21 protein-coding genes are annotated in these 21,380 nt (G+C 59.5%); 10 read left to right on the top strand and 11 right to left on the bottom strand.

Annotated features, from left to right (window positions below):
• Positions 1–164: 164 nt before the first annotated feature.
• Positions 165–716: a helix-turn-helix domain-containing protein gene (locus CQ050_RS17770; RefSeq protein WP_105558138.1), complete on the bottom strand. Its 552-nt coding sequence runs from the start codon at positions 714–716 to the stop codon at positions 165–167.
• Between the two features lie 71 nt (positions 717–787).
• Here CQ050_RS17770 and CQ050_RS17765 point away from each other — a divergent pair, with 71 nt between their 5' ends.
• Entirely contained in the window at positions 788–1,309 is a 522-nt protein-coding gene (locus CQ050_RS17765) for a GNAT family N-acetyltransferase (protein ID WP_105558137.1), read from the top strand.
• A 239-nt stretch (positions 1,310–1,548) separates the two neighbouring features.
• On the opposite strand, the gene CQ050_RS17760 is transcribed toward CQ050_RS17765, so the two are convergent.
• Positions 1,549–2,112: an AraC family transcriptional regulator gene (locus CQ050_RS17760; RefSeq protein WP_233214142.1), complete on the bottom strand. Its 564-nt coding sequence runs from the start codon at positions 2,110–2,112 to the stop codon at positions 1,549–1,551.
• A gap of 292 nt (positions 2,113–2,404) precedes the next feature.
• On the opposite strand from CQ050_RS17760, the gene CQ050_RS17755 reads away from it, so the two are divergent.
• From CQ050_RS17755 to CQ050_RS17740, 4 genes are all read left to right on the top strand, one after another.
• On the top strand, positions 2,405–3,418 hold the full coding sequence (locus tag CQ050_RS17755) for an ABC transporter substrate-binding protein (RefSeq protein WP_158266062.1): 1,014 nt from the start codon (positions 2,405–2,407) through the stop codon (positions 3,416–3,418).
• 64 nt (positions 3,419–3,482) lie between these two features.
• Positions 3,483–4,295, top strand: coding sequence for an ABC transporter ATP-binding protein (locus tag CQ050_RS17750; RefSeq protein WP_105558134.1), 813 nt, complete (start codon positions 3,483–3,485; stop codon positions 4,293–4,295).
• Complete coding sequence (locus CQ050_RS17745; protein ID WP_233214139.1) at positions 4,276–5,082, top strand: ABC transporter permease; 807 nt, start codon at positions 4,276–4,278, stop codon at positions 5,080–5,082. The genes CQ050_RS17750 and CQ050_RS17745 overlap by 20 nt, the downstream gene beginning before the upstream one ends.
• Before the next feature lie 9 nt (positions 5,083–5,091).
• Positions 5,092–6,594, top strand: coding sequence for an amidohydrolase family protein (locus CQ050_RS17740; RefSeq protein ID WP_105558133.1), 1,503 nt, complete (start codon positions 5,092–5,094; stop codon positions 6,592–6,594).
• 7 nt (positions 6,595–6,601) lie between these two features.
• Here CQ050_RS17740 and CQ050_RS17735 read toward each other — a convergent pair whose 3' ends face one another.
• The gene (locus CQ050_RS17735; protein WP_105558132.1) at positions 6,602–7,558 is read right to left on the bottom strand and encodes a LysR family transcriptional regulator; all 957 of its coding nucleotides are present in this window, start codon (positions 7,556–7,558) and stop codon (positions 6,602–6,604) included.
• Between the two features lie 21 nt (positions 7,559–7,579).
• On the opposite strand from CQ050_RS17735, the gene CQ050_RS31150 reads away from it, so the two are divergent.
• Together CQ050_RS31150 and CQ050_RS31145 are read left to right on the top strand one after the other, a co-directional pair.
• On the top strand, positions 7,580–7,819 hold the full coding sequence (locus tag CQ050_RS31150; RefSeq protein WP_233214138.1) for a hypothetical protein: 240 nt from the start codon (positions 7,580–7,582) through the stop codon (positions 7,817–7,819).
• Positions 7,819–8,100 carry a hypothetical protein gene (locus tag CQ050_RS31145; RefSeq protein ID WP_233214137.1) on the top strand — a complete coding sequence of 94 codons (282 nt, stop codon included), beginning with the start codon at positions 7,819–7,821 and terminating at the stop codon, positions 8,098–8,100. Before CQ050_RS31150 ends, CQ050_RS31145 begins: the two co-directional genes overlap by 1 nt.
• A 205-nt stretch (positions 8,101–8,305) precedes the next feature.
• On the opposite strand, the gene CQ050_RS17725 is transcribed toward CQ050_RS31145, so the two are convergent.
• Positions 8,306–9,214, bottom strand: coding sequence for a LysR family transcriptional regulator (locus CQ050_RS17725; RefSeq protein ID WP_105558161.1), 909 nt, complete (start codon positions 9,212–9,214; stop codon positions 8,306–8,308).
• On the opposite strand from CQ050_RS17725, the gene CQ050_RS17720 reads away from it, so the two are divergent.
• Together CQ050_RS17720 and argE are read left to right on the top strand one after the other, a co-directional pair.
• Positions 9,104–10,705 (top strand): MFS transporter, encoded by a 1,602-nt coding sequence (locus tag CQ050_RS17720; RefSeq protein ID WP_233214136.1) that lies wholly within the window; start codon positions 9,104–9,106, stop codon positions 10,703–10,705. The two genes, CQ050_RS17725 and CQ050_RS17720, sit on opposite strands and share 111 nt — an antisense overlap.
• Positions 10,706–10,740: 35 nt before the next feature.
• Positions 10,741–11,943, top strand: coding sequence for an acetylornithine deacetylase (gene argE, locus CQ050_RS17715; protein WP_105558131.1), 1,203 nt, complete (start codon positions 10,741–10,743; stop codon positions 11,941–11,943).
• A 155-nt stretch (positions 11,944–12,098) separates the two neighbouring features.
• Here the strand turns inward: argE and CQ050_RS17710 are convergent, their stop codons facing one another.
• From CQ050_RS17710 to CQ050_RS17680, 7 genes are all read right to left on the bottom strand, one after another.
• Positions 12,099–13,970, bottom strand: coding sequence for a sigma-54-dependent Fis family transcriptional regulator (locus CQ050_RS17710; RefSeq protein ID WP_105558130.1), 1,872 nt, complete (start codon positions 13,968–13,970; stop codon positions 12,099–12,101).
• Positions 13,971–14,105: 135 nt separating this feature from the next.
• Positions 14,106–14,858 carry a sulfite exporter TauE/SafE family protein gene (locus tag CQ050_RS17705; protein ID WP_105558129.1) on the bottom strand — a complete coding sequence of 251 codons (753 nt, stop codon included), beginning with the start codon at positions 14,856–14,858 and terminating at the stop codon, positions 14,106–14,108.
• A gap of 95 nt (positions 14,859–14,953) precedes the next feature.
• Positions 14,954–16,264: an MFS transporter gene (locus CQ050_RS17700; protein ID WP_105558128.1), complete on the bottom strand. Its 1,311-nt coding sequence runs from the start codon at positions 16,262–16,264 to the stop codon at positions 14,954–14,956.
• Between the two features lie 120 nt (positions 16,265–16,384).
• On the bottom strand, positions 16,385–16,690 hold the full coding sequence (locus CQ050_RS17695) for a Rieske 2Fe-2S domain-containing protein (protein ID WP_105558127.1): 306 nt from the start codon (positions 16,688–16,690) through the stop codon (positions 16,385–16,387).
• Positions 16,691–16,702: 12 nt separating this feature from the next.
• Positions 16,703–17,746, bottom strand: coding sequence for a 2Fe-2S iron-sulfur cluster binding domain-containing protein (locus CQ050_RS17690; protein WP_105558126.1), 1,044 nt, complete (start codon positions 17,744–17,746; stop codon positions 16,703–16,705).
• 13 nt (positions 17,747–17,759) lie between these two features.
• Positions 17,760–18,221: an aromatic-ring-hydroxylating dioxygenase subunit beta gene (locus CQ050_RS17685; RefSeq protein WP_105558125.1), complete on the bottom strand. Its 462-nt coding sequence runs from the start codon at positions 18,219–18,221 to the stop codon at positions 17,760–17,762.
• 34 nt (positions 18,222–18,255) lie between these two features.
• Positions 18,256–19,488 (bottom strand): aromatic ring-hydroxylating dioxygenase subunit alpha, encoded by a 1,233-nt coding sequence (locus CQ050_RS17680; RefSeq protein ID WP_105558124.1) that lies wholly within the window; start codon positions 19,486–19,488, stop codon positions 18,256–18,258.
• Positions 19,489–19,883: 395 nt separating this feature from the next.
• Here CQ050_RS17680 and aldA point away from each other — a divergent pair, with 395 nt between their 5' ends.
• Positions 19,884–21,320: an aldehyde dehydrogenase gene (aldA, locus tag CQ050_RS17675; RefSeq protein ID WP_105558123.1), complete on the top strand. Its 1,437-nt coding sequence runs from the start codon at positions 19,884–19,886 to the stop codon at positions 21,318–21,320.
• The last annotated feature ends 60 nt before the right edge of the window (positions 21,321–21,380 follow it).

The following is a 21,380-nucleotide window of genomic DNA, read 5'->3' as shown; positions in this document are numbered from 1 at the left end:
TGCCCTTGTTCCATGGCACACGATGGCCAACGGTGACATTCGCGGATTCCATGACCATCTCCTTTCGCGTAAAGGGAGATTTAGTGTGCCCCTACGGAAGGTCGCTTCCGATCCGAAGCGGTAAGTGCACTAGAAACACCGCCACATCGGTTCTGCTAAGCACGTTAGACATGGAGCACGTTCAGCAGATAACGGCACTCCTCGCGTGCGAAATAGCTGACAGTCTTGTCAACGGCAAAGTCTAGTTGGTCGCCGGTCATCAGTTGTCGTGTCTCGTCTCCGTAGCTCAGTTCAAGCACGCCCTTTAGCAGCCATAGCCGCTGTCGGTACGGTTTCGAATGCCATTGTGGATAGTCGACGCGGGCCCCAATGGGCAGTTCGATTTCTACGAGTTCAGTGCCAGTGTTTGCATCCAGTTCTGCGATCTGCCGTCGAACGTAACCGGTGGCTGGATCCCGCCAAGTCGTTTGATCCGTCTTGTGACGGACCAAGAATGGGTTAGGGGATGGAAGGGGCGCCAGTAGCTCTGTCAGCGCGACCCCAAGGCCCGATGCAAGACGGCCGAGCACTGCCGCAGTTGGGCTGCTGTCCCGTCTCTCGATCTTCGAAATCATTGCCTTGCTAACGCCGGAACGCTCGGCCAATTGGCTGAGACTCAGCCGCTGCGAAGTTCTCAACTCCGAAATACGTTGTGCAATCACGTCGTCAACCAGCATCGAGTTTCCTTTTTCTCCGTCGTCTCGTATATTAGACGATTCGTATTCTATTGTGAAATAAAAGGACTTGTATGCACACCGTACATTGCACCGAAGACCGCCATGCTGCAGCCGTGCTTGAGATTTTCAACCATGCAATCCTGCATTCCACCGCGTTGTACGACTACAAACCCCGTCCAGCTGAGGCTATGGCCGGTTGGTTCGAGACTAAACGCAAGAACTCCTTCCCGGTCCTTGGGGTGGAGGACGAAGCCGGGAAGTTGCTGGGCTTTGCATCCTATGGAACGTTTCGTGCGTGGCCCGCGTACAAGTACAGCGTTGAACATTCGATCTACATCCACCACGAGTGCCGCGGCCTAGGACTTGGACGCCGCCTACTCACCGAACTGATCGAAGAAGCTAAAGCAAGGGACGTCCACACTATGGTAGGCGGGATCGACACCACGAATCAGGCGAGCATCGTGCTGCACGAACGTCTGGGCTTTGAGCCTGCTGGCGTTATCAAGGAGGTGGCCTACAAGTTCGGAAGCTGGCTCGACCTGGCGTTCTATCAGAAGGTGTTGAGCACGCCAGCACATCCGAATGAAGCATGACGACAGACCAATGACTGCTTCTGGCCGGTTGCAGACCTTACCGGCCGTCCGCTCCGGACCCGCACCAGACGTTGGCGCGCACAGAGAAAATTTCCTCTCTGGCTCGAAAGCGCATCCTCACGGGCTATGGCTTCCACCCTAACGCGGAAGGATGCCGCAATCAGTGGCTTTCGGCAGGACCCGTCGACTCATGGGCTGTTGCCCGACACGAAGCGAAAGCGTGTCGGAGCTTGCCCCGTCTAGCGTTTGAAGGCACGCGTGGAATGTGCCACATCGCTATAGCCAACCATATATGCGATGTCAGTGGCGGAATATCTGTCTGTCCCAATAAGGCGAAGCGCCTCGCTCCGACGAGTCTCGTCGAGCAGGCTCTGGAAATCGACGCCGGTGCGTATGAGGCGTCTCTGTATGGTGCGCGGCGACATTCTTAGTTCTTTCTCGATTAAAACGGGCTTGGCTGTTTTGTGATCGGATATGTGGGCGATGAGCAGGCCGGCGGTGTCAATTGTCGACTGCAATGCCGCTGTGACCGTCGAAATATCGTCCTTCACTGCGCACAATGGACTGTCCAGCAGATCGCGGTCAAATTCAACCATGTCGTACTTTGCGCCCGTCACAATGTTTGGACCGAGAAATGCCTCGAGCGCGCCGTCTCCCCTTGCGCCCCGTGCGGTCAAATGCACTCGTATGGCTGACGCGTCTTTTGCAATGAGCGGTATTTTTCGGAGTACGGCCAAACTTCCAAGGACGAACTGCACGGGTTCCGCACCCGGCATGCCGCCCGTCCAGGGCATGCCGGACATGCAATGGCTGCGCGCGCTTGGCGTGCAGCCGTCTGGGTAGTGACCTCCCGGAATACGCGTTGCCGCCATTCATTTATGTGGAGGCGCTCAACGAAAAGTCATCACCGACTTGGTGCGCGCCGCCCGCTTATGCGGCGCGGCGCGTCCGGACTCTGGGGCAGGCCGCGTCTGCTGCCGTGCACAAACACGGGGCATCCGCCTTGCGGCGCGGGTTTGCCAAGGTCTGACGGGGCTTTGCAGAATGGGTGTACTCGCAGAATTCGCGAGCCCCCTGTTCACGGAAAGGCTCCCCATGACCCGCAACCGCTTCTCCCGCCGCGCCGCCCGGCTTGCCGCCGCAGCAGTCCTGACCTCCGCCGTCGCGATGGCGCATGCGGACGACAATGTGCAGTTCCTGCTGGATTGGATCCCCAGCGGCGAATTCGCCGCCTACTACGCCGGCTTGTCCCAGGGCTTTTTCAAGGAACAGGGCATAGACCTGAAGATCAGCCGCGGCTTCGGCGGCGGCGACACGGTCAACAAGGTGGGCGCGGGCTCGGCGCAGTTCGGCATCGCCGACATCGCCCCGGTCTTCGCCGCCCGCGCCAAGACCGGCCTGCCGGTCAAGGTCATCAGCTCAATGTACGTGTATTCGCCGCACTCCATGTTCGTGCTGGAAAGCTCGGGCATCACCAGCCTGGCGGACCTGAAGGGCAAGAACGTCGGCATCACGCCGGGCAACAGCCACAAGTTCTATTTCCCCGAGGTGGCCAAGCGCGTGGGATTGGACGAAAGCACGGTGAGGTGGACCAACGTCGACGCCTCGACGATGGCCTCGCTGCTGATCGCCAAGAAGCTGGACGCCGCGCCGTTCTTCGCCATCCACGAGTACTACATCAACAAGTCCGCCCAGGCCCAGGGCGAGAAGATCCGGGTGCTGCCATACGTGGAGACGGGTTTCACGATCTATTCCTCCTCCATCCTCACCAGCGACAACACGCTGAAATCCAACCCCGATCTTGTCAAGCGCTTTCTTGCCGCCATCTGGAAGTCCCAGCAATGGGCGCATGCGCATCCCGAAGAAGCCTGCAAGCTGCACGTGGCGCAGAATCCCGAGGTCAAGGCCGACGATTGCCTGGGCAGCTTCAAGGCGGAAGACAAGTACGTGTTCGCCGACTTCGCCGCCAAGACTGGCTTTGGCAAGTTCGACGACAAGCGCCTGGCGGACACCTGGGCGCAAGTGACCAAGGCGCAGCAACTGGACCCGCAGTGGGACTACCAGCAGGCGGTCGACACGGCGCTGGTTCCCGCGGCCGCGGCCAAGTGACACGGACGGCCACGACATGAACTTAAGCGCCACTCTGGCCACCGCCCAGCCGACCCCACCGGGCATGGAAGCCGCGCCGCCTTCGGCCGCCGCCGCGGGCGTATCGGTCCGCAACGTCTCGCAGCGCTACGCCACCCGCGACGGGTCCGACACCGTGGCGCTGTCCGATGTCTCGCTGGAGGTCTGCAAGGGCGAATTCATCGCGCTGGTGGGCGCATCCGGCTGCGGCAAGTCCACGCTGCTGCGCATCGTTTGCGGCCTCCTGCGCCCCACAGCCGGCGACGTAATGCTCAACGGCGCGGCGGTGCGCGAACCGCGCGACGACACCGCCATGGTGTTCCAGGCGCCCACCCTGTTGCCCTGGGCCACCATCCTGGACAACGTGCTGTTCCCGCTGCGCATGCGCGGCACGCTCAAGCCCGAAAGCGCGGCCTACGCTCGCGCCCTGCTCAAGCTGGTCGGGCTGGAAGGATTCGAAGGCAAGTTCCCCCGCGAGCTCTCCGGCGGCATGCAGCAGCGCGCCGGCATCTGCCGCGGCCTGATCCAGGACCCCGATGTCCTGCTGATGGACGAGCCCTTCGGCGCGCTGGACGCGCTGACGCGCGAAGACATGGGCATGGAGCTGCTGCGGATCTGGTCCGAACAGCCGAAGACCGTCCTGTTCGTCACGCACTCGATCTCCGAAGCCGTGCTCCTGGCCGACCGCGTCGTGGTGATGTCGCCTCGGCCGGGCCGTATCGCCGAAATCCTGGACATCGTCCTGCCCCGCCCGCGCTCGCTGGACCAGCTGGGCGAACCCGCCGCGCAGGCGGCCATACGCCGCATCCGCGAAATCATCTACGCCGACAGGAAGGGCCATGTCCAATTCGTCGAATAAGCGCCGTCGTCCGCTGCGCCACCTGTCCGCCGCCGGCCAATCCATGGCCGCCATCGCCGCGCTGTTCGCGTTATGGGAAGCGGTGGTCCGCCTGTTCGCCATCCCGGCCTTCATCCTGCCCGCGCCGTCGGCTATCTGGACGGCGGTCCTGCACATGCCCGCCGGCAGCCTGACCAAGCACCTGGCCGCCACGGTCGGCACCGTACTGCTGGGCTTTGCGCTGTCCATCGCCATCAGCCTGCCGCTGGCCATCCTTATCACGGCGTCGCGGGCGGTGTCGCGCATCCTCTACCCCTTGCTGATCCTGACGCAGTCCATCCCCAAGGTGGCGCTGGCGCCCATCCTCATCATCGCGCTGGGCGCCAACGAACTGCCGCGCGTGCTGGTCACGTTCCTGGTGGCGTTCTTTCCGCTGGTCGTGGCCACCGCGTCCGGCTTACTGGCGGCTCCGTCCGAACTGATCGAGCTGGGCCGCTCCTACCGCGCTAGCAAGTTCAAGGAGCTGCTGCGCATCCGCCTGCCCTACGCCATTCCGTTCATCTTCAGCGGCCTGAAGGTCGCCAGCGCGCTGGCCGTGGTCGGCGCCGTGGTGGCCGAATTCGTCGCCGCCGACCGCGGCCTGGGCTATCTCATTACCACCTCGATGGCCTTCTTCGAAACGCCCGTCGCCTGGGGCGCGGTCGTGCTGCTGGCCTTTCTCGGCATGGCGCTTTTCGCCCTGATCGGTTTGATCGAGAAAGTGCTTTTCCCCTGGGCCATCGTCGAAGAGCCCCTGGCCACTACCTAGGAAACAACGATGTCCAGCTTCATCCTCCAGGGCGGCCTGGTTCTGCGCGCCTGGGATCAGCCCGCGCGCCACGAAAGCATCCTGATCGAGAACGGGCGCATCGCCCGCTTCCTGGCATGCGACGCCCAACTTTCCGGCGTGCCGGTGGTGGACGCCACGTCCATGCTGATCCACCCCGGCCTGATCAATGCCCACGCGCATAGCCACACTACCCTGACCAAGGGCACCGCGGATCGCTGGTCGCTCGAACTGCTGCTGGCCTCCGGCGCCGGCATCTACGGCCGCCGGAGCGCGCGCGACCGGTACCTGTCTACCCTGCTCGGCGCGGCCGAGCTTGCCCTGAAGGGCTGCACCGCCATCTACGACATGTGCCTGGAAATGCCGCTGCCCACGGTGGCGGGCATGCGCTCGACGGCCTCGGCCTACCAGGACGTGGGCACGCGCGCCGTGATCGCGCCGATGCTGGCCGACATCAGCTTCTGGCAAGCCATACCCCGACTGGCGGATGAGCTGGCGCCCGATCTGCGCCAGCGTCTGACGGCGGGCCTGCCCGCCTCCGGCGATCTGCTTGGCGCCGTGCGCGCGATCCTGGACCAGTGGGACTCGCCGCTGCAGCGCCCTGCGCTGGGCCCCACCATTCCGCTGCACGGCTCGGACGCGCTATGGACCGGCTGCCGGGATCTGGCGCAGGAATACGGCCTGGCCATGCAGGTGCATCTGCAGGAAAGCAAAGTGCAGGCCCTGGCCGGCGCGCAGCACTATGGCCGGTCCCTGACGGCGCATCTGGATGATCTGGGCGTGCTGGGCCCGCACTTCACGGCCGCCCATGGCGTCTGGCTCGACGGCGACGACATGCGCCGCCTGGGCATCGCGGGCGCCAGCGTCAGCCACAATCCCGGCAGCAACATGATCCTGGGCAGCGGCCTCGCGGACGTGCGCGCCATGATGGACCACGGCATCAACGTGGCGCTGGGCACCGATGGCGCCAACTGCGCCGACAACCTCAACATGTACGAAAGCATGCGCACCGCGCTGCGTGTCTCGCACGTGCGCACGCCGAGAATGGAGCAATGGCTATCCGCGCCCGAGGTATTCAGGATGGCGACCGAGAACGGCGCGCAGGCCCTGGGCCTGGAGGGCGTCGGCAGGCTGGCCGAGGGCTTTCACGCCGACCTGGTCATGCTGGACCTGGGCCACGTGAACTGGCTGCCTACCAACGACGTCATCAGCCAGCTTGTCCAGAGCGAAGACGGCACCGCCGTGCACAGCGTCATGGTGGCCGGCAAGTGGATCGTGCGCGACGGCGAATTGACCAACGTTGCGCTGCGCGAGCTGCGCGGCGAGATCCAGTCGGCGCTGGCCGAGCTGCGCAACCGCAACGGCGATCAGCTGGCCTTGTTTGAACGCCTGAAACCGGTGCTGTCCAGCTTCTGCCCGGCCATGATGCGCAAGCCCTATACCGTGGAACGCTTTGGGGCGGCCTACCCGGCGGCCGGCGACCCCCCCGGCTGAGTCGTGCTCAGCCGCGCCGGCCGGACATCGCCGGTGCGTGCTGATGCTCGCGCACCGCTTCCTTGAAGCAGACTAGGAACCGCTTGGCCGCCGCCGACAGCGCGTCGGTCTTGGAGCGCAGCGCCAGCAGCTTCAGCGGCAGCGGCGGATTGAGCGGGAACACGGCGACGTCGCGCAGCAGGCTGGGCGTGACGCAAGTGGAGTCCACGAAGCCTATACCCACGCCCTCGGTCACCATCGAGCAGGTGTCCAGCGGCGAGTTCACCTCTACGTCCACCACCGGGTCCAGCCCGTGCGTCTTGAAGAACTGGGCCAGCGTCTGGCCCAGCGCACTTTGCGGCGCATAGCCGATGATAGGCAGCCCCAGCGCCATCACGTCGTTCGCGCTCAGCATCGCCCCTTCGCGCAGCTTGAACTTGCGCGGCGCGATGCACACCACGTTGGCGTGGCCGATCTCGGTGTGGATCAGATCGGGATGCGAGACGGGAAACAGGGATATGCCGATGTCCGCCCGGCCCAGCAACAGATGGCTGACAACCAGGTCCGTATTCATCCCGGCAAACTGGAACCGCGCGTGAAATTCTTCCTTGACCTGGATGATGGCCTGCGGGAGCAGGTAGATGCCCGGCCCCGAGTTCGACACGATGCGGACCAGGTCCGCGCTGGCGCGGCCCAGATCGTGGGCCAGTTCGTTCACGTTCCTGACCTTGGCGTATATCTCGGAGGTCTCGGTGAAGATGCGGCGCGCTTCCGGCGTGGGGATCAGCCGCCCGCCCGAGCGCTCGAACAGTTCGTATCCCAGCCGCTGCTCGCATGAGGCGAGCGTGCGGCTGACGGCGGGCTGCGACACGAACAGCATGCGTCCGGCGGCGCTCAGGCTGCCGGTCACCATGATCGCGTGAAACACCTCAATCTGGCGCAGGTTCAGGGGCGCGGCCGGTCGGTTGGTCTGGCGTTCAGTCATGGGAGCTGCGGGATGAGGTCGGTGCCTAGGATAACCCGCCGCACCCCGGCTTTGCTTGCGCGCGCCCTGGCGCTAGCCGAAACCTTCGCCTTGCAGGCCCAGAACGCCACCGCCGGTGCCGATCCCCACACGCCCGCCCGCGTCGTGGCAATGGAATTGACGCCCGACAGCCGCAAGGCCCTGGCCGATTTCACCCGCGACTGCGTCGGCAACCGCGTCCAGCCGGCTCGAACGGCATCCTGCTGTCCTCGGTCACCGTGATGAGCCCGCTGGAAGGCGACAGCTTCCGGATCACGGCCAGCGAACACGGCTTCGGCGGCAAGTTGGCCGAAGAGATCGTCCTGGGCATCATGAAGACGGGCCTGACCGTGGCCGACGAGAACACGGCCAAGTTGCCGCTCTCGGCACGGAACGCCGTCGAGCTCCGGGGCCGGCGCCGCGAAAGCGGCGCTCCAGACTCCCACGCAGTGAGGGCGGCGAAATCTCTACTGATCGTCATGTTTTCTCCGCGGCGTGTCGCTCAGCCAAGCAGGGCGAGATAGATATCGCCGACGGTTCGTACGACTTCCCAATGAGGGGCGCGAAAGTCTTGGCGAAAATATGGGCGACAGCAAACTAGATAATGTTCTGCGCTGGAAAGAAGACCTTTGGCTTGGTTGCCCGGTCTGTGTGACGACTTATGGGCCGCCCACCCGTTGGATCGCGTGCGAGGGAGCCTAAGGGCGATGCCCGGTTGCTGAACACGTGTCATTCATACAATTCGGACCGCGAGTGGATGGCGCTTCTGGCTACAGAAAGAAAGCGGAGAAGAATTGCGGAGGAGTTGTCCGTACGCCAGACCAGTTCCCAATCGTGTACGACATCAAGGTCCGGAAGTCGGAGATTGCATACCGAGTCTTGGCTGGCCAACGTCGTCGAAATGGGGACGACTGTACAGCCAAGTCCCGCATGGACCATGGCCAGCATTGATGCGGCATCAATTCCTGTGACTGTTGGCTTCGGGACGAATTTCGCTTTGAAGAAGCAGTGAATCAGCTCGTCGTGCCAGGCGGGTGCGGTGTCTCGAGCGATCCAGATAAATTCCAGACCGGCCAGGTCCGCCAAGCTACGCGGCAAGCCATTTGGCCAAGACCAATTGCGGGGGTACACGAAGGTCATAGGATCCGAGTAAAGATGAATCCCGGAAAACGATGGGTCGGCTGCATCCCGATAGAGCGTCACGCCAGCATCGAGCCTTCCTTCGGCAAGTAGCTCCAACTGTGTTTCGGACAGGTGATGATGCACAGAAACGGAGACGTTGGGCGCTTCTGCGCGAAATTTCCGCAGGATCGTTGCCACTGGGTCAGCAAGGTACCTCATCACAGGGATGCCCATGGCCATGTGGCCCACCTCTCCTCTGCCCGCCCTAATTGCGCGGTTCCGAGCGAGCTCGAGGTCGTTCAGCACACGTTTGACGTCGGCCAACAGCTGTTCGCCAGCCGCCGTCATCTTGATGCCGCGCGTCGAGCGTTCAATCAGCTCGGTCCCGAGACTCTCTTCCAGCTGATGCATCTGTCGAGTAAGTGCGGGCTGCGCAATATGAACCTGCTTTGCTGCCAGCGTGATGCTCTTGCACTCAGCTATCGCAACGAAGTACCGGAGTTGCCTGAGATCCATGTCATACCCATCCAGCATTGCGGGGATATAAAAACGGTATTTTACGGTATGACCACCAGCTTCCTATCATGCGCCAGGTTGCATCTCAACGGCCGCTTGGTTTTAGTCGAAGCCGACGGCGAGATGGACCAGAAAAGAACATCGAACCCAAGGGCGAATCGCATGGCTACTCAAGAAAAGGTGGTGATGCCGCGGTGGAAGCAGTTGACCGCGGCAATAGTTGGCAACGCGTTGGAGTGGTATGACTTTGGCGTGTTTGCATCTTTAGCAGTAATCATTGCTAAGGTCTTCTTCCCAACCGAAAGCCAGTACACAGGCCTTCTGCTCACAATGGCAACTATCGGCGTTGGCTTCGTAACGAGGCCTATTGGTGGCGTGTTGATCGGAATGTATGCCGACCGAAAGGGGAGGCGCGCTGCACTTCAGTTGGTGCTGAGTTTGATGACCCTGTCCTTGATTATGATCGTCCTGACGCCGTCGTACGCAACTATCGGCATCGGCGCGCCAGTCATCATCGTCATGGCGAGGCTCATTCAAGGCTTTGCTACCGGTGGAGAATTTGCATCGGCTACGGCCTATCTAGTTGAAGCTGCGCCTCCGGGAAGGAAAGGCTTGTTCGGCTCATGGCAGATGTTCGGCCAGAACTTGGCAACCTTGTTGGGGGCTTTGACTGGCCTGCTGATGACGTCTTTGTTCACGACGGAACAGCTGGTTTCAGGCGCTTGGCGCATTCCATTTGTGATAGGTCTCGTAATCGCGCCGGTGGGAATATGGATTCGCCGCCATCTCGAAGAGCCTGAAGAAGCGCAGGAAGGTCGTCGAGCTGCCGAGGAGCAAAGTCTGCGAGCGCTTTTCTCAGGTTACAGAAGGCCGATAGTTGCAACGCTAATGCTCACGACCGCGCTCACGTCGTCGGTGTATGCGTTTGTCATGTACTTGCCGACCTACGCGAGTCGCGAGTTCGGATTTGCCTTACATGACGCATACATGGCGCAGGCGACTGGTCTGGTTCTCATGACGGTCTCGATCCCGGTTTTTGGACACTTGTCAGATCGCTTCGGGCGCCGGGCCGTGATGCTGTTCGGGCTTCTTCCGTACGTACTCCTCTTGTATCCCATGTTTCATTGGGTGGAGGTGGATAGGTCCTTCTCATCGCTGCTTGTCACGTATGCCGGGCTCAGCTTCTTTTTCGCCGGTCTACTTGGTCCATTCTCGACCACTGTGGGCGAGCAGTTCCCGTCGAGGGTTCGTTCAACGGGTTTGGCGCTTTGTTACAACGTGGCCGTGATGGTGTTTGGCGGCTTCGCTCAGATGATTGTGACCTGGATGATTCACGCCACCGGTTTGATCCTTGCTCCGGTCTTGTACGCCGTAGGCGGTGGAATCGTGGGACTTGCCGGGCTCTTCTTGCTAAGCGATTCCGTGAGGCCACGTGCGACGTCAGCGCCCAAGACAGATCGCGTTGACGTAGTTGAGCCACGTATGCAGTGAGCTCTTCCACAATCGAAATTGCCCGGAGGCTGTTGATGGATACCCGTTTGAAAAATTCGAAGGTTGAAGTAAGTCAGAACGATCAGAATGTCGTCACTTTGCTTTCTAAACTCGTGGCGTTCGATACGACGAGTCGTGAGAGCAACTTAGCGTTGATCAACTATTGTGCCGACTATCTGAAAATCTATGGGATAGACACAACGTTGGTAAAAAACGCGGAAGGTACCAAGGCAAACTTGTGGGCTACGATTGGCCCGCACGTGGACGGGGGCCTGGTTCTGAGCGGACACACCGACTGCGTTCCCGTTGATGGGCAGGAATGGAGCACCCCCCCGTTCGAGGTCACCGAACGGGGCGAGCGCCTATACGGCAGGGGAACTGCGGACATGAAGGGTTTCCTTGCGTGTGCGTTGCACTTGGTACCCGAGTTCGCAGCTATGAACCTAACTAAGCCTGTCCACCTGGCCTTTTCGTATGACGAGGAGGTTGGCGTGTTGGGGGTGCGGGATTTGCTGAGCTACGTGGCGGAAAAAAGAGTACGTCCCGGATTCTGCGTGGTGGGCGAACCTACCTCGATGGATGTGGTGAACGGCCACAAGGGAGGGCGGCTCTACGAATGCGTGGTTTCGGGTCTGGAGGCGCATTCGAGCCTTACACCCAAAGGCGTCAATGCCATCCAGTTCGGGGCGCAGGTCATTTCACATATTGCTCGTGTGGCTAGCGACCTCGAGTCTGGCGGGGAAATTGATGTCGATTTCGACGTTCCCTACTCAACACTGTCGACAGGGATAGTTTCGGGCGGGACTGCGGGAAACATCATTCCAAGCGAATGTAAGTTCATCTTTGAAATGCGCAACCTCCCAGACGCCGACCAGGATGAAATATTTGGTCGCGTTGAGCAGTTTGCTCGCGAGGTCCTAGTTCCGCAGATGAAACGCGTGTCGGACTCGTGCAACATCCACTTTCGGAAAATCGTCTCGTACCCAGGCCACAACATTTCTCCCGACCATCCGATGGTTTCGCGCGCCATGGAGCTACTTGGATGCTGCACAAATAGGAAGGTGGCATTCGGGACCGAGGCCGGTTTGTTCCAGCAATATCTGAAGCTACCAACCATCGTTTGCGGTCCAGGGGACATCGGGGTAGCGCACAAGCCGGATGAGTTCGTTCCGATTCCAGATCTCATCCGTTGCGTGCAATTCTTGCGCTCGATGGGAACCACGCTTTGCCAGCAGTAGTGTGGCGTCGAAATTTCGAAGGGGATACAGATGCAGCCAAGTCGCGGTGTAGGTACCTGCTTAGTCGGACCGTAGTTGCTCCGTATCTGAAAACGAGGCTTGGGCTGGCCAGCCCATTGATGGAGCAGCACCCTCCGCGCCACGGCGCCCGGGCGTCACTCAGGTTCGGAAATCGCCATCCTTCTATAGATGGTCTTCCGATTCACACCCAAAATCCGCGCGGCCTCTGAAATATTCCCGTTTGCCTGCTCGAGGGCCCTTCGGATCGCCACAGACTGAACCTTGGCCAAACTGCCATCGAACTTTAGCCTGCCCGACTCAACCATGGTCTCGACAACGTCAATCTTGGATGCGCCAGGCAACATCTCGGAAAAAAACTCGTCGGGCAAATGTTCCTTACGCACGACGTCGGCACCCGCAGCAAGCGCAATCGCCGTGCGTAGCGTCATCTGCAACTGCCGGATGTTTCCGGGCCAGGTGGCCTTTCTGAATATCTCCATCACTTCTTCGGAAATCGTGACTTCACGACCATTTCTCTCGGCCGCTGCCAGCAGCTGGACAAGTTCAGAGAGATCCGTGCGCATGCGCAAGGGCGGAAGCACGATTCTCAGTCCATTAAGGCGGTAATACAGATCTTCCCGAAACCGGTGTTCGCGAATTTCCTGCTTCAAGTCCCTGTGGGTGGCGCAGATGATCGACAAGTTCACAGGCACGGCACGGCCGCTGCCAAGAGGAAAGACCTGACGATCTTGCAGTACTCTCAACAGACGCCCTTGGAGCGGTAGCGGCATATCTCCAATTTCATCGAGAAACAGTGTGCCTCCGTTGGCCTGAACTATCCGTCCCTGTTGGCCACGTCGCCGTGCTCCCGTGAATGCCCCTTCGTCGTATCCGAAGAGCTCAGACTCAATGAGCTGCTCAGGGATCGCTGCGCAATTGACCGCGACAAAGGGGCCTGCGCGTCGGGGGCCGCTATTGTGAAAGGCGCGAGTGAACATTTCCTTGCCGACGCCGGACTCGCCTTCAACCATCAGGGGAAGATCAAGGCCTATGATCCGCGACGCCTTTTCGACGGCGCGGTGTACTTGCGCGTCCCCGATGTCCAGGTCTTCCAAGAGAAGTTCGGAAAACTCAAGTTTTTTGGCCCTGCCAGGCGCTCGGACTGTGTTGCCATCGTGTTCGGACGCGTTCTTATCTTTCACTCCCGGCCCGTGCGCCGTGCACACCCTTCGATTGAGTGCAACATTGACCGAACGACCGTCCCACAACGAAAGGGAAAACGAATCGGTGCGTTCTTGCGTCCACATTTTTTTCAGGTCTTGGAACGGCAGACTGAACAGCATGCCGAATGTGAGCTGCGTGTGCGGACTCACGATCTTGAAAAATGACCGAGCTGTCGAGTTGGTTCCCACCAGAATGCCCTGCGCGTCGAAGGCCGCGATGCACTGCTTGATGGTCCCCACGTTGCTGGGGTTAGTGTGGAAAAACAGCGTCAGCCGGTCAGGCATTTCGCCGGCCAACATGCGGTTCTCGACCAAGATAGCGATCGTTTTGATGAATCCAAGGGTATGCAACTGCGCGGCGCCGCACTTGGTCAGCACGGCGAGTAAACCAACGACTTCACCTTTCGCGCCAAAAATCGGGGCTGCATAGGTACAGTACTCGTGATAGTCCGACGTCTGGTGATCTTCGCCACGGATACAGACGCCTTCGCGTTGCGATAGCGCGCAGCTTATTGCATTATTGCCTCTACAGGATTCACGCCAGCACGTGCCAGGCTCGAATATGGACCGCCCCTCGATGTCGCAAAGGCCAGGATCGCTGCGCGAAAACAAGATCATTCCGTCCCGGTTCACGACAGCGACCGCGCTACCGGAGCCCTCCACCAATTCGTATGTATTTTCGACGGAAGCAACGGCGTAACCGATCAAAGCGTGATCGGCGGCAATCGCCGCGGCCAACCCGTCTGTCGTGAGGTCTTCCGATGTAAACGAAGGGCGTTCCCGGTAAGTGGTGGTCGGCGCCATAGTGTCTCCATGCCCGAGGTAGTGCTGAGCGCGGCTGCATGGCCTTTTGGTCTAGGCTCTGAACGCGCGCAAGCCGCAATATTGACTTATAACGTAGCGCGTAGTGGGGCACAAATGGGGCTTGTACTGACCGCGCTACCTCAGTCCAGCACTGCCGACGATGGCCAGTCCCAAGAGTCCCAACAGCACGAACGCGATGCGTCTAACGGCTTGATCCGGAACGCGCAGCGGCATATAGGGTGCCAATGCTGTCACGACGATAACGACCGGCACGGCAAACATGGAAAGCTCGAGCACGTCCGCTGTGACTTCGCCCTGCAAGGTTAGCAAGACGAGTCGGACGACGGACAACGTGCCGAACACCGCCAGAAGGGTAGACCTAACGGTGTCCAGAGGTAACGGTTGGCGATAGAACAGGTACACGACCGGCGGGCCGGGAATGCTGTACATGCCGCCGCAGACCCCACCCAGGATCCCCATCAGCACAAAACGCGGGGCGCTGGAGATGACCGGTCGGACTTGTGCAAGCATAGCCATGGTTGCTCCAGCCACCAGGATCAGGATGCCCAAGATCATTTGCAGCAAATCAGCGTACCGGTCTTCCAGATGCTGAAGCAGGAAGATGCCCAGAAAGGCGCCGGGAATCAAGCCCGCTAGCGTCAACCAAAACAGGCGCTTGTGAATCTCTGACCAATACCCGCGCAGGGCAAGGGCGACGTTCACGACCATCAGCACATTAGTGACCATCGAAGCCGTGGCGATTGAACTGATATTCAACGCGATGACGCCGCCCAAGGCGAACAAGCCCAGCGCGAAGCCAGTCAGCGCCTGCAGGTAACTAGCGATGGCGATGACCAGGAGAAACGCGAGAAGGGAGCTAGATGACATTCGCTAGGTCGGCCGTAGGGAAACCACCAAAATGCGTTGAGGCGCTACGTATGGCTTGAACCGTAGCGCCCCAACCCGCTCATTCAGGGCAAACGTCAGACACGCGCTTGCGCGAACCTATGGCGAACGGCACGATCGGAAGCCACGCGCATCAGAGACCATAGTGCCAGCGCTGCTGAAACCGCGACCAACGCAGAGATCGGCCATGTGCCGTACGTAGGCAGGACTGCAGTCGCGAACAAGGGAACAAGCCCGCCAATGATGGTGGCGGCTTGACTGCCGAGGGAGATCCCTGTGTAGCGCAGTTGTTCAGGAAAAAGTTCGCAGTAAAAGGCCGGCATTGCGCCCCACATGAGCCACGACGGGGCTGACAGCATTAGCATGGCCAGCCAAATCCACTTCACCTCGGCAAGGTCGGCTACCCAAAAGAATGGAAACGCCAGCGCTGCAATGACGACAAATCCAGCGTAGAAAACGGGCTTCCTTCCGACCTTGTCTGAGAGCCAGCCAGCGAAAAGTATGCCGAATAGCAGGGCGAAATTGATGATGACAACGCCCAGAAGCAGCCACGAACGATCCAGATGAAGCACGCCCGTCGCGTAGTAGATCAGGAACACCCAAACCGTGTAGAAGGGGACGGTGATAGATCCCAGATAAATGGCTGCCGTGTGATAGATCTCTTTGTAGTGGTGCTTGATGACGTCCACTACCGGAAATTTGACGATTTCCCCGGCTTCACGCAGTTGTTTGAAGGCCGGCGTTTCCGTAACCTTAAGCCGGATGTAAAGCCCCGACGCAAGCATCACGATGCTCACCAGAAACGGCACACGCCAACCCCACGACATGAACTGTTCCTGCGTGAGGAAATACGAACACGAGAACAGAACAGCGGTAGCCAGTGCCACTCCCGCCGCTGCTCCGACTTGCACGACGCCACCAAAAAGGCCACGGCGTTGTGGCGGGGCGTACTCGACCGCCATCAGGACCGCGCCGCCCCATTCACCACCGAGCGCGACGCCCTGCAAGAAGCGGCAGATGGTCAGCAGGATAGGCGCCCAGACGCCGATCATTTCATAAGTGGGCAAAAGGCCGATGGTGAACGTGGCGCCGCCCATGATGGACAGCGACGTAATGAGCATGGTCTTGCGTCCGATACGATCTCCAAAATGGCCAAAAACAACGCCACCCAGCGGACGCGCGACAAAGCCTACTGCTAACGTCGCAAAGGCGGCTAGCGTTCCCGTCGCCGAAGAATAGGCGGGAAAGAAGAGCTGCCCGAAAACCAGTGCGGCGACAAAGCCGTAAAGAAAAAAGTCATACCATTCCATGATCGTCCCGATCATGCTTGCAATCGCTACCCGTGTAGGCGTGACGGGCGGCGTGCCCCCTTGAATTTTGCTGTCCATTTTTGTCTCCGAGCCCTGCTAGGTTGCAGAGCTTTCATATCAAATGAGCTGTCAGCCGGTGGCTGCACGATGTTAAGAGCGACGGTTCTGTGCCGCAGTCCCTTGCATCCACGTAAAAAACTAGTGTTCTACGAATACGGATCCGTCTTCCACCTCCACCTCGTAGACTTCCAGCGGCTGTTCCGCAAGGCCGACAGGCTCTCCGCTCGCCACCTTCCATTGCCACAAATGCTGGTGGCAGGTTAAGACCTCCCCGTCGAACAGTCCTTCTTCCAGACAAACATCCTGGTGCGGGCATACGCCCTGACATGCAAAGACATTCTGATCGGCATTGATGATCAGGATTTTCTTCTCTCCTTCGAGTTCGAACGTTTTCATCGTTCCCTTCGGAACGTCTTCAAGGTGGCACACAAATTGTCGCGTCATGTCAATTCCGAGTTAGCTGAACTTGTCGTAGGCAATGTTCTTCGCGTCGACCTTTTCGACAATCAACAGATGCCGGATCGCCGCATCCACCAAGGGCGTTGGGCCGGCAAGGTAGATTTGGGTATTGCTGGTGTTTCCCTTCACCGCCTGCGCGGCGATTTCATGGATGAAGCCCGTGGAGATTTTCAAGAACGGATACTGGGACACCAAATGGTCGGAGACTTCCCCTTCCGATATGCCAATGGTGATTTCAAGCGTCGACTCGAATTGCCTGGCGTACGCCGTCAGCTCATCAAGGAAGAAGGCGTCCCGAAGGGTTCGAATCCCGAAAAACACCCGGCCTTTATGCTGCGAAAAGTAGCGTTCTCGCGTCGCGCGCGACAGAATCGACATGATGCCTGCGATGCCACTGCCTCCGGCGATGCATAGCAGGTTCTTTCGCAGGCTGGGACGGAATATCGCCCGTCCCAGCGGTCCAATAACTGACAGTTTTTGGCCTTCAGGCGAGCCATTGAAAAGATGTTCCGTCAGTACACCGCCGGGTTTTTTCTTAGTCAAGAACGTCAGGGTTTGGGTGCCTCTATCGAAATTGACCATCGAATAGGCACGGTGGCCCGCCACGCCGTCCACGCTCACGAGTGCAAACTGCCCAGCATCAAATTCCATGCTGTTGTCCAGACGGATATCCCAAATTGCGACATCCGCCGTAAGCATGGCCCAGCGGGTCACGGCGCCCGCGTATCTTCTGGGAGTACGGGCTCCCGGATCGACTTCGTACACGTGCTCGGCGATCTCAATGTCACAATCACCGATCGCCGCGCACTGGCACAGCAGCACTTCGTTCGTGTCTGACTTGCACTTTGCCTTGCCCAAGGCCGCAGGCCAGTGATCCGTGACCTCGCCCGATACCAGCCTTGCCTTGCAACTGCCGCATGTCCCCGTGGCACAGGCATATGGCAGCTCTAGCCCCGCGGCAAGGCCCGCCATGAGCAGGTTCGGGCCTCCGTCCGCGGGCACCTCGAAGCTGCGATTCTTCGCATGAACTTTCAGTTTCATAAGGCCGCCGATATCAAAACGGAACGTGATATCCCTTCCCGAGCATGCGCGTATGAAGCCGCACCTCTCGCTCAAGGAGTAACGGCTCCTGGTCTGCCAGCCGAATTTTGTCGCGATACTCGCCCACCGCGACAAGCGAGGTCTCGCCGCCGTCATGTTCAGTTCGGAAAACCTGAAGGGTGGAGCGTACGTCGTGCTCGCCTTCACGCTCGCCGTTGGTGACCGTGCACAGGCTGAAGTGGCGCGTCAGGGGGGTGCGGTCCATGTTCTGCTTGGGAAGCAGGTCGATCAGCGCCGAAAGCCCCTCTTTGTCCTTTTCCAGCCATACCATGTCCCTTCGGATCTCGGGGCTGTAGACGGCGATCCGGTAGTTGAACTCGGGCAAGCAGGACTGCAGGTAGGTCTTGTAATCTGACGAGTCCAACGCCATGCAGAGCTTGGCCAAGAACTCTCGAATGGTCTTTTCCATATCCATGTTCGTAATCCTTTATTCGGGTATGGGTTCAGCCTTAGCGCGCGCTTTGATCTGCGGGAGGGAAAGGGTTTGAAGCGCTGCGGCCCATCCGGTGGCCCCATTCTTCATAGAAATGGCGCATACCTACTTCGTCATGGATCTTGTTGTTCTCGACGCGAGCATGCAGGATCATCGGCGCTTCAGTGGGGTCAGCCAGTGCGCGTCCCTGCCCAAAAGTGCCCATCAAATCCTCAGGCACATTGCGGCCGAAGGGGCCCCAGATCGAGTTGTGGTGCTGCACTCTCGCCGCTCTTTCTTCAGGTGTATCGCTCTTTAGTCCCAGACCGCGGTATTCAATGAACAACTTGTTCGGGCCGATCGGTATGACGGTGTCGATGCGCATGACCGGTGACCGGATGTTGAAGGTGATGCCAGGGAATATGTCCACAAGTGCCCAGCGATTCGGACCAAGCCCCGGCCAACCCAGCGATTGAGCTTTGTGTCCTTTCATCGCGTCGTACTTCAGGACCATATCCGTGACCTGGGCGTGGCCGCCCTTGAAGGTACGGAATTCGCGATCGAAGTAGCCGGGCTGCAGCATCCCCGTGACGCGGTTGTGGTAATGCAAATAGTCGTGATACAGCTCGCTGTTAGTGTCGTGCCACATTTTGAAATTGCCGTCCACCACCGCTCGGTTGTAGTGGAAGATCTCGAGTGGCTCCGACAGCATTTCCTCAAGCGGATCCAACGCACCGTTGAGAGTCTGGGCGAGGGGATCTGCGTTGTCGTCGATGTTCACCCAGACGAAGCCGCCATAGCCCACTTCAGTCCTGAATTCGCGCAGGGAATAGTCGCAACGCTTCACGCGGTCCTGGTAGCCGTCCTTTTCTCTTGGGATGTCTACGCAGTTGCCTTGGGCATCGAACGACCAAGCGTGAAAGATGCAAGTGATGCGCTTCGGTCCCCCTGCCGGGGACGGCGACTTGATCGATCCCGCCGCGTCGTAGATAAGCAGATTTCCCCTATGCGGACAGATATTGTTGAACGCGTGAATCTTGTTGTCTTCGTCGCGGATGATGATGAGATTGTGCCCACCAGGGTGTTGATAGGTTCGGTAATCCAAGGGGGCTGCCAGTTCACTCTCATGGCAGGCGATGAGCCAACATTTGTCGAAGATGTTCTTCTGCTCTTCACGGAAGATCGACTCGTCGGTATAGACCCGCGGGTCTACAAACTGGTTGGATGCCAGATCGGGCTTTCCAGTCCATTGATTGTGGTCTCGCGCCATTGTGTATGTCTCCTTCTGAATGGTTTTATGCACGCATAACCACTCAAGCAACAACCGTGCCAGTTCGACTGGCGCAGCAATGCACGCTTGCATCGCGGGGCACCCGGTTCAGAGCACCCCTATCGGGTTGAGTGGGCCTGGGACAATTTGGGACAGCGTTGTCCACTTTTGGGGCATGTGGGACACAACGGGGCGCGCTGCGGGCGCCTGGGGTAGTGGTCCGGCGCCTACGTGCAAGGTGAAATGGACCCATGTCGGTGGCGTCGATCTGGTGGCATGGTTTTTGCATGAGTATGTTCATTGCAGTGCTCTAGGCGTGCTCGATCACGACCGATCTGCAAGCGTGGCGGGCTCTGACGCCGTGCCCCGAATACTTCTAATACCGTGGAGAGACAATGGACAACAAGTACAGGAACTATATTGACGGCGCGTTTCGCACTGCGCGCAGCGACGCTTCAATCAGTGTGCTCAACCCCGCAACAGAAGAAGTCATCGGTCAGGTCCCTGATTCCACGAACGAGGACATTGACGATGCCGTCGGGGCGGCTCGCAGAGCGCAACCAAGCTGGGAGAAGCGGCCCGCGATTGAGCGGGCGGGCTACTTGAAGGCGGTCGCAGCCGGCATCCGAAGCAAGGCTGGCCAGTTGGCCCAGATCATCAGCCAGGAGCAAGGCAAGGTTCAAGGGCTGGCAGCCGTCGAGGTGGCGTTCACCGCCGACTATCTTGACTACATGGCCGAATGGGCCCGGCGGATAGAAGGCGAAATCCTTACGAGCGATCGCAGCGAGGAAACTATCCTGTTGATGCGCAAGCCCATCGGCGTTGTCGCCGGCATCCTGCCTTGGAATTTTCCGTTCTTTTTGATCGCAAGAAAGATGGCGCCTGCGCTTGTCGCCGGCAACACCATCGTCATCAAGCCAAGCGAAGAAACACCTCTTAATGCCTTTGCGTTCGCTGAAATCGTTGCTGAAACGGGCCTGCCTCCTGGGGTATTCAACCTGGTCTCCGGGGGAGGAAAATCCGGCGGGAGGCTTGCCGGGCATGCGAATGTCGACATGGTGTCTTTCACCGGCAGCGTGGAGACGGGCAAGCGCATCATGAGCGCCGCATCGGCCAACCTGACTCGCGTCAATCTTGAACTGGGAGGTAAGGCGCCGGCCATTGTGCTTGCGTCCGCGAACCTGGAGTTGGCCGCGACGGCTATTTACCAGTCCCGCGTTATCAATACCGGCCAGGTTTGTAATTGCGCGGAACGCGTCTATGTCGAACGGTCGGTGTTTGACGAATTCGTCGATAAGATCTCCAGCAAAATGCGCGCGACGAAGTATGGAGATCCCTTCCTGGATGATGCGCTGGACATGGGGCCTCTCATTAGCCGAGCTCAGCTGGAAAAGGTGAAAGGGGCTGTGGACCTAGCCGTCAACCAGGGCGCAAGGTTGGTAGTGGGAGGAAGTGTTTCCGATCGAGGCAAAGGCTTTCACTATGAGCCCACGGTCTTGGTGGATTGCCACCATGAGATGGACATCATGCGCAAGGAAACGTTCGGTCCGGTACTGCCCATTCAAGTGGTCGACAGTCTGGACGAAGCCATTCACTTTTCTAACGATTCCGAGTACGGGCTGACCTCGTCCATCTTCACACAGGACATTGATGCAGCGCTTCGCGCTTGCCGGGACCTGAAATTTGGTGAGACCTATGTGAACCGGGAGCACTTCGAAGCGATGCAGGGCTTCCATGCGGGTCGCCGGAAGTCGGGGATCGGTGGCGCGGACGGGAAGCATGGCTTGTACGAGTACATGGAAACGCACGCGGTTTACATCCAGAGTCACTGAACGCGGTGATTGCAAATTGTCGATATGTGCGCGGCTGCGGGTGAGCGCGGCCGCGCATGC

The organism is Achromobacter sp. MYb9, from assembly GCF_002975275.1.
In the GTDB taxonomy this organism is placed as follows: Bacteria; Pseudomonadota; Gammaproteobacteria; order Burkholderiales; family Burkholderiaceae_B; genus Achromobacter.
The sequence above is the reverse complement of the archived record's forward strand: the minus strand, read 5'-3'. Positions and strand labels throughout refer to the sequence as shown.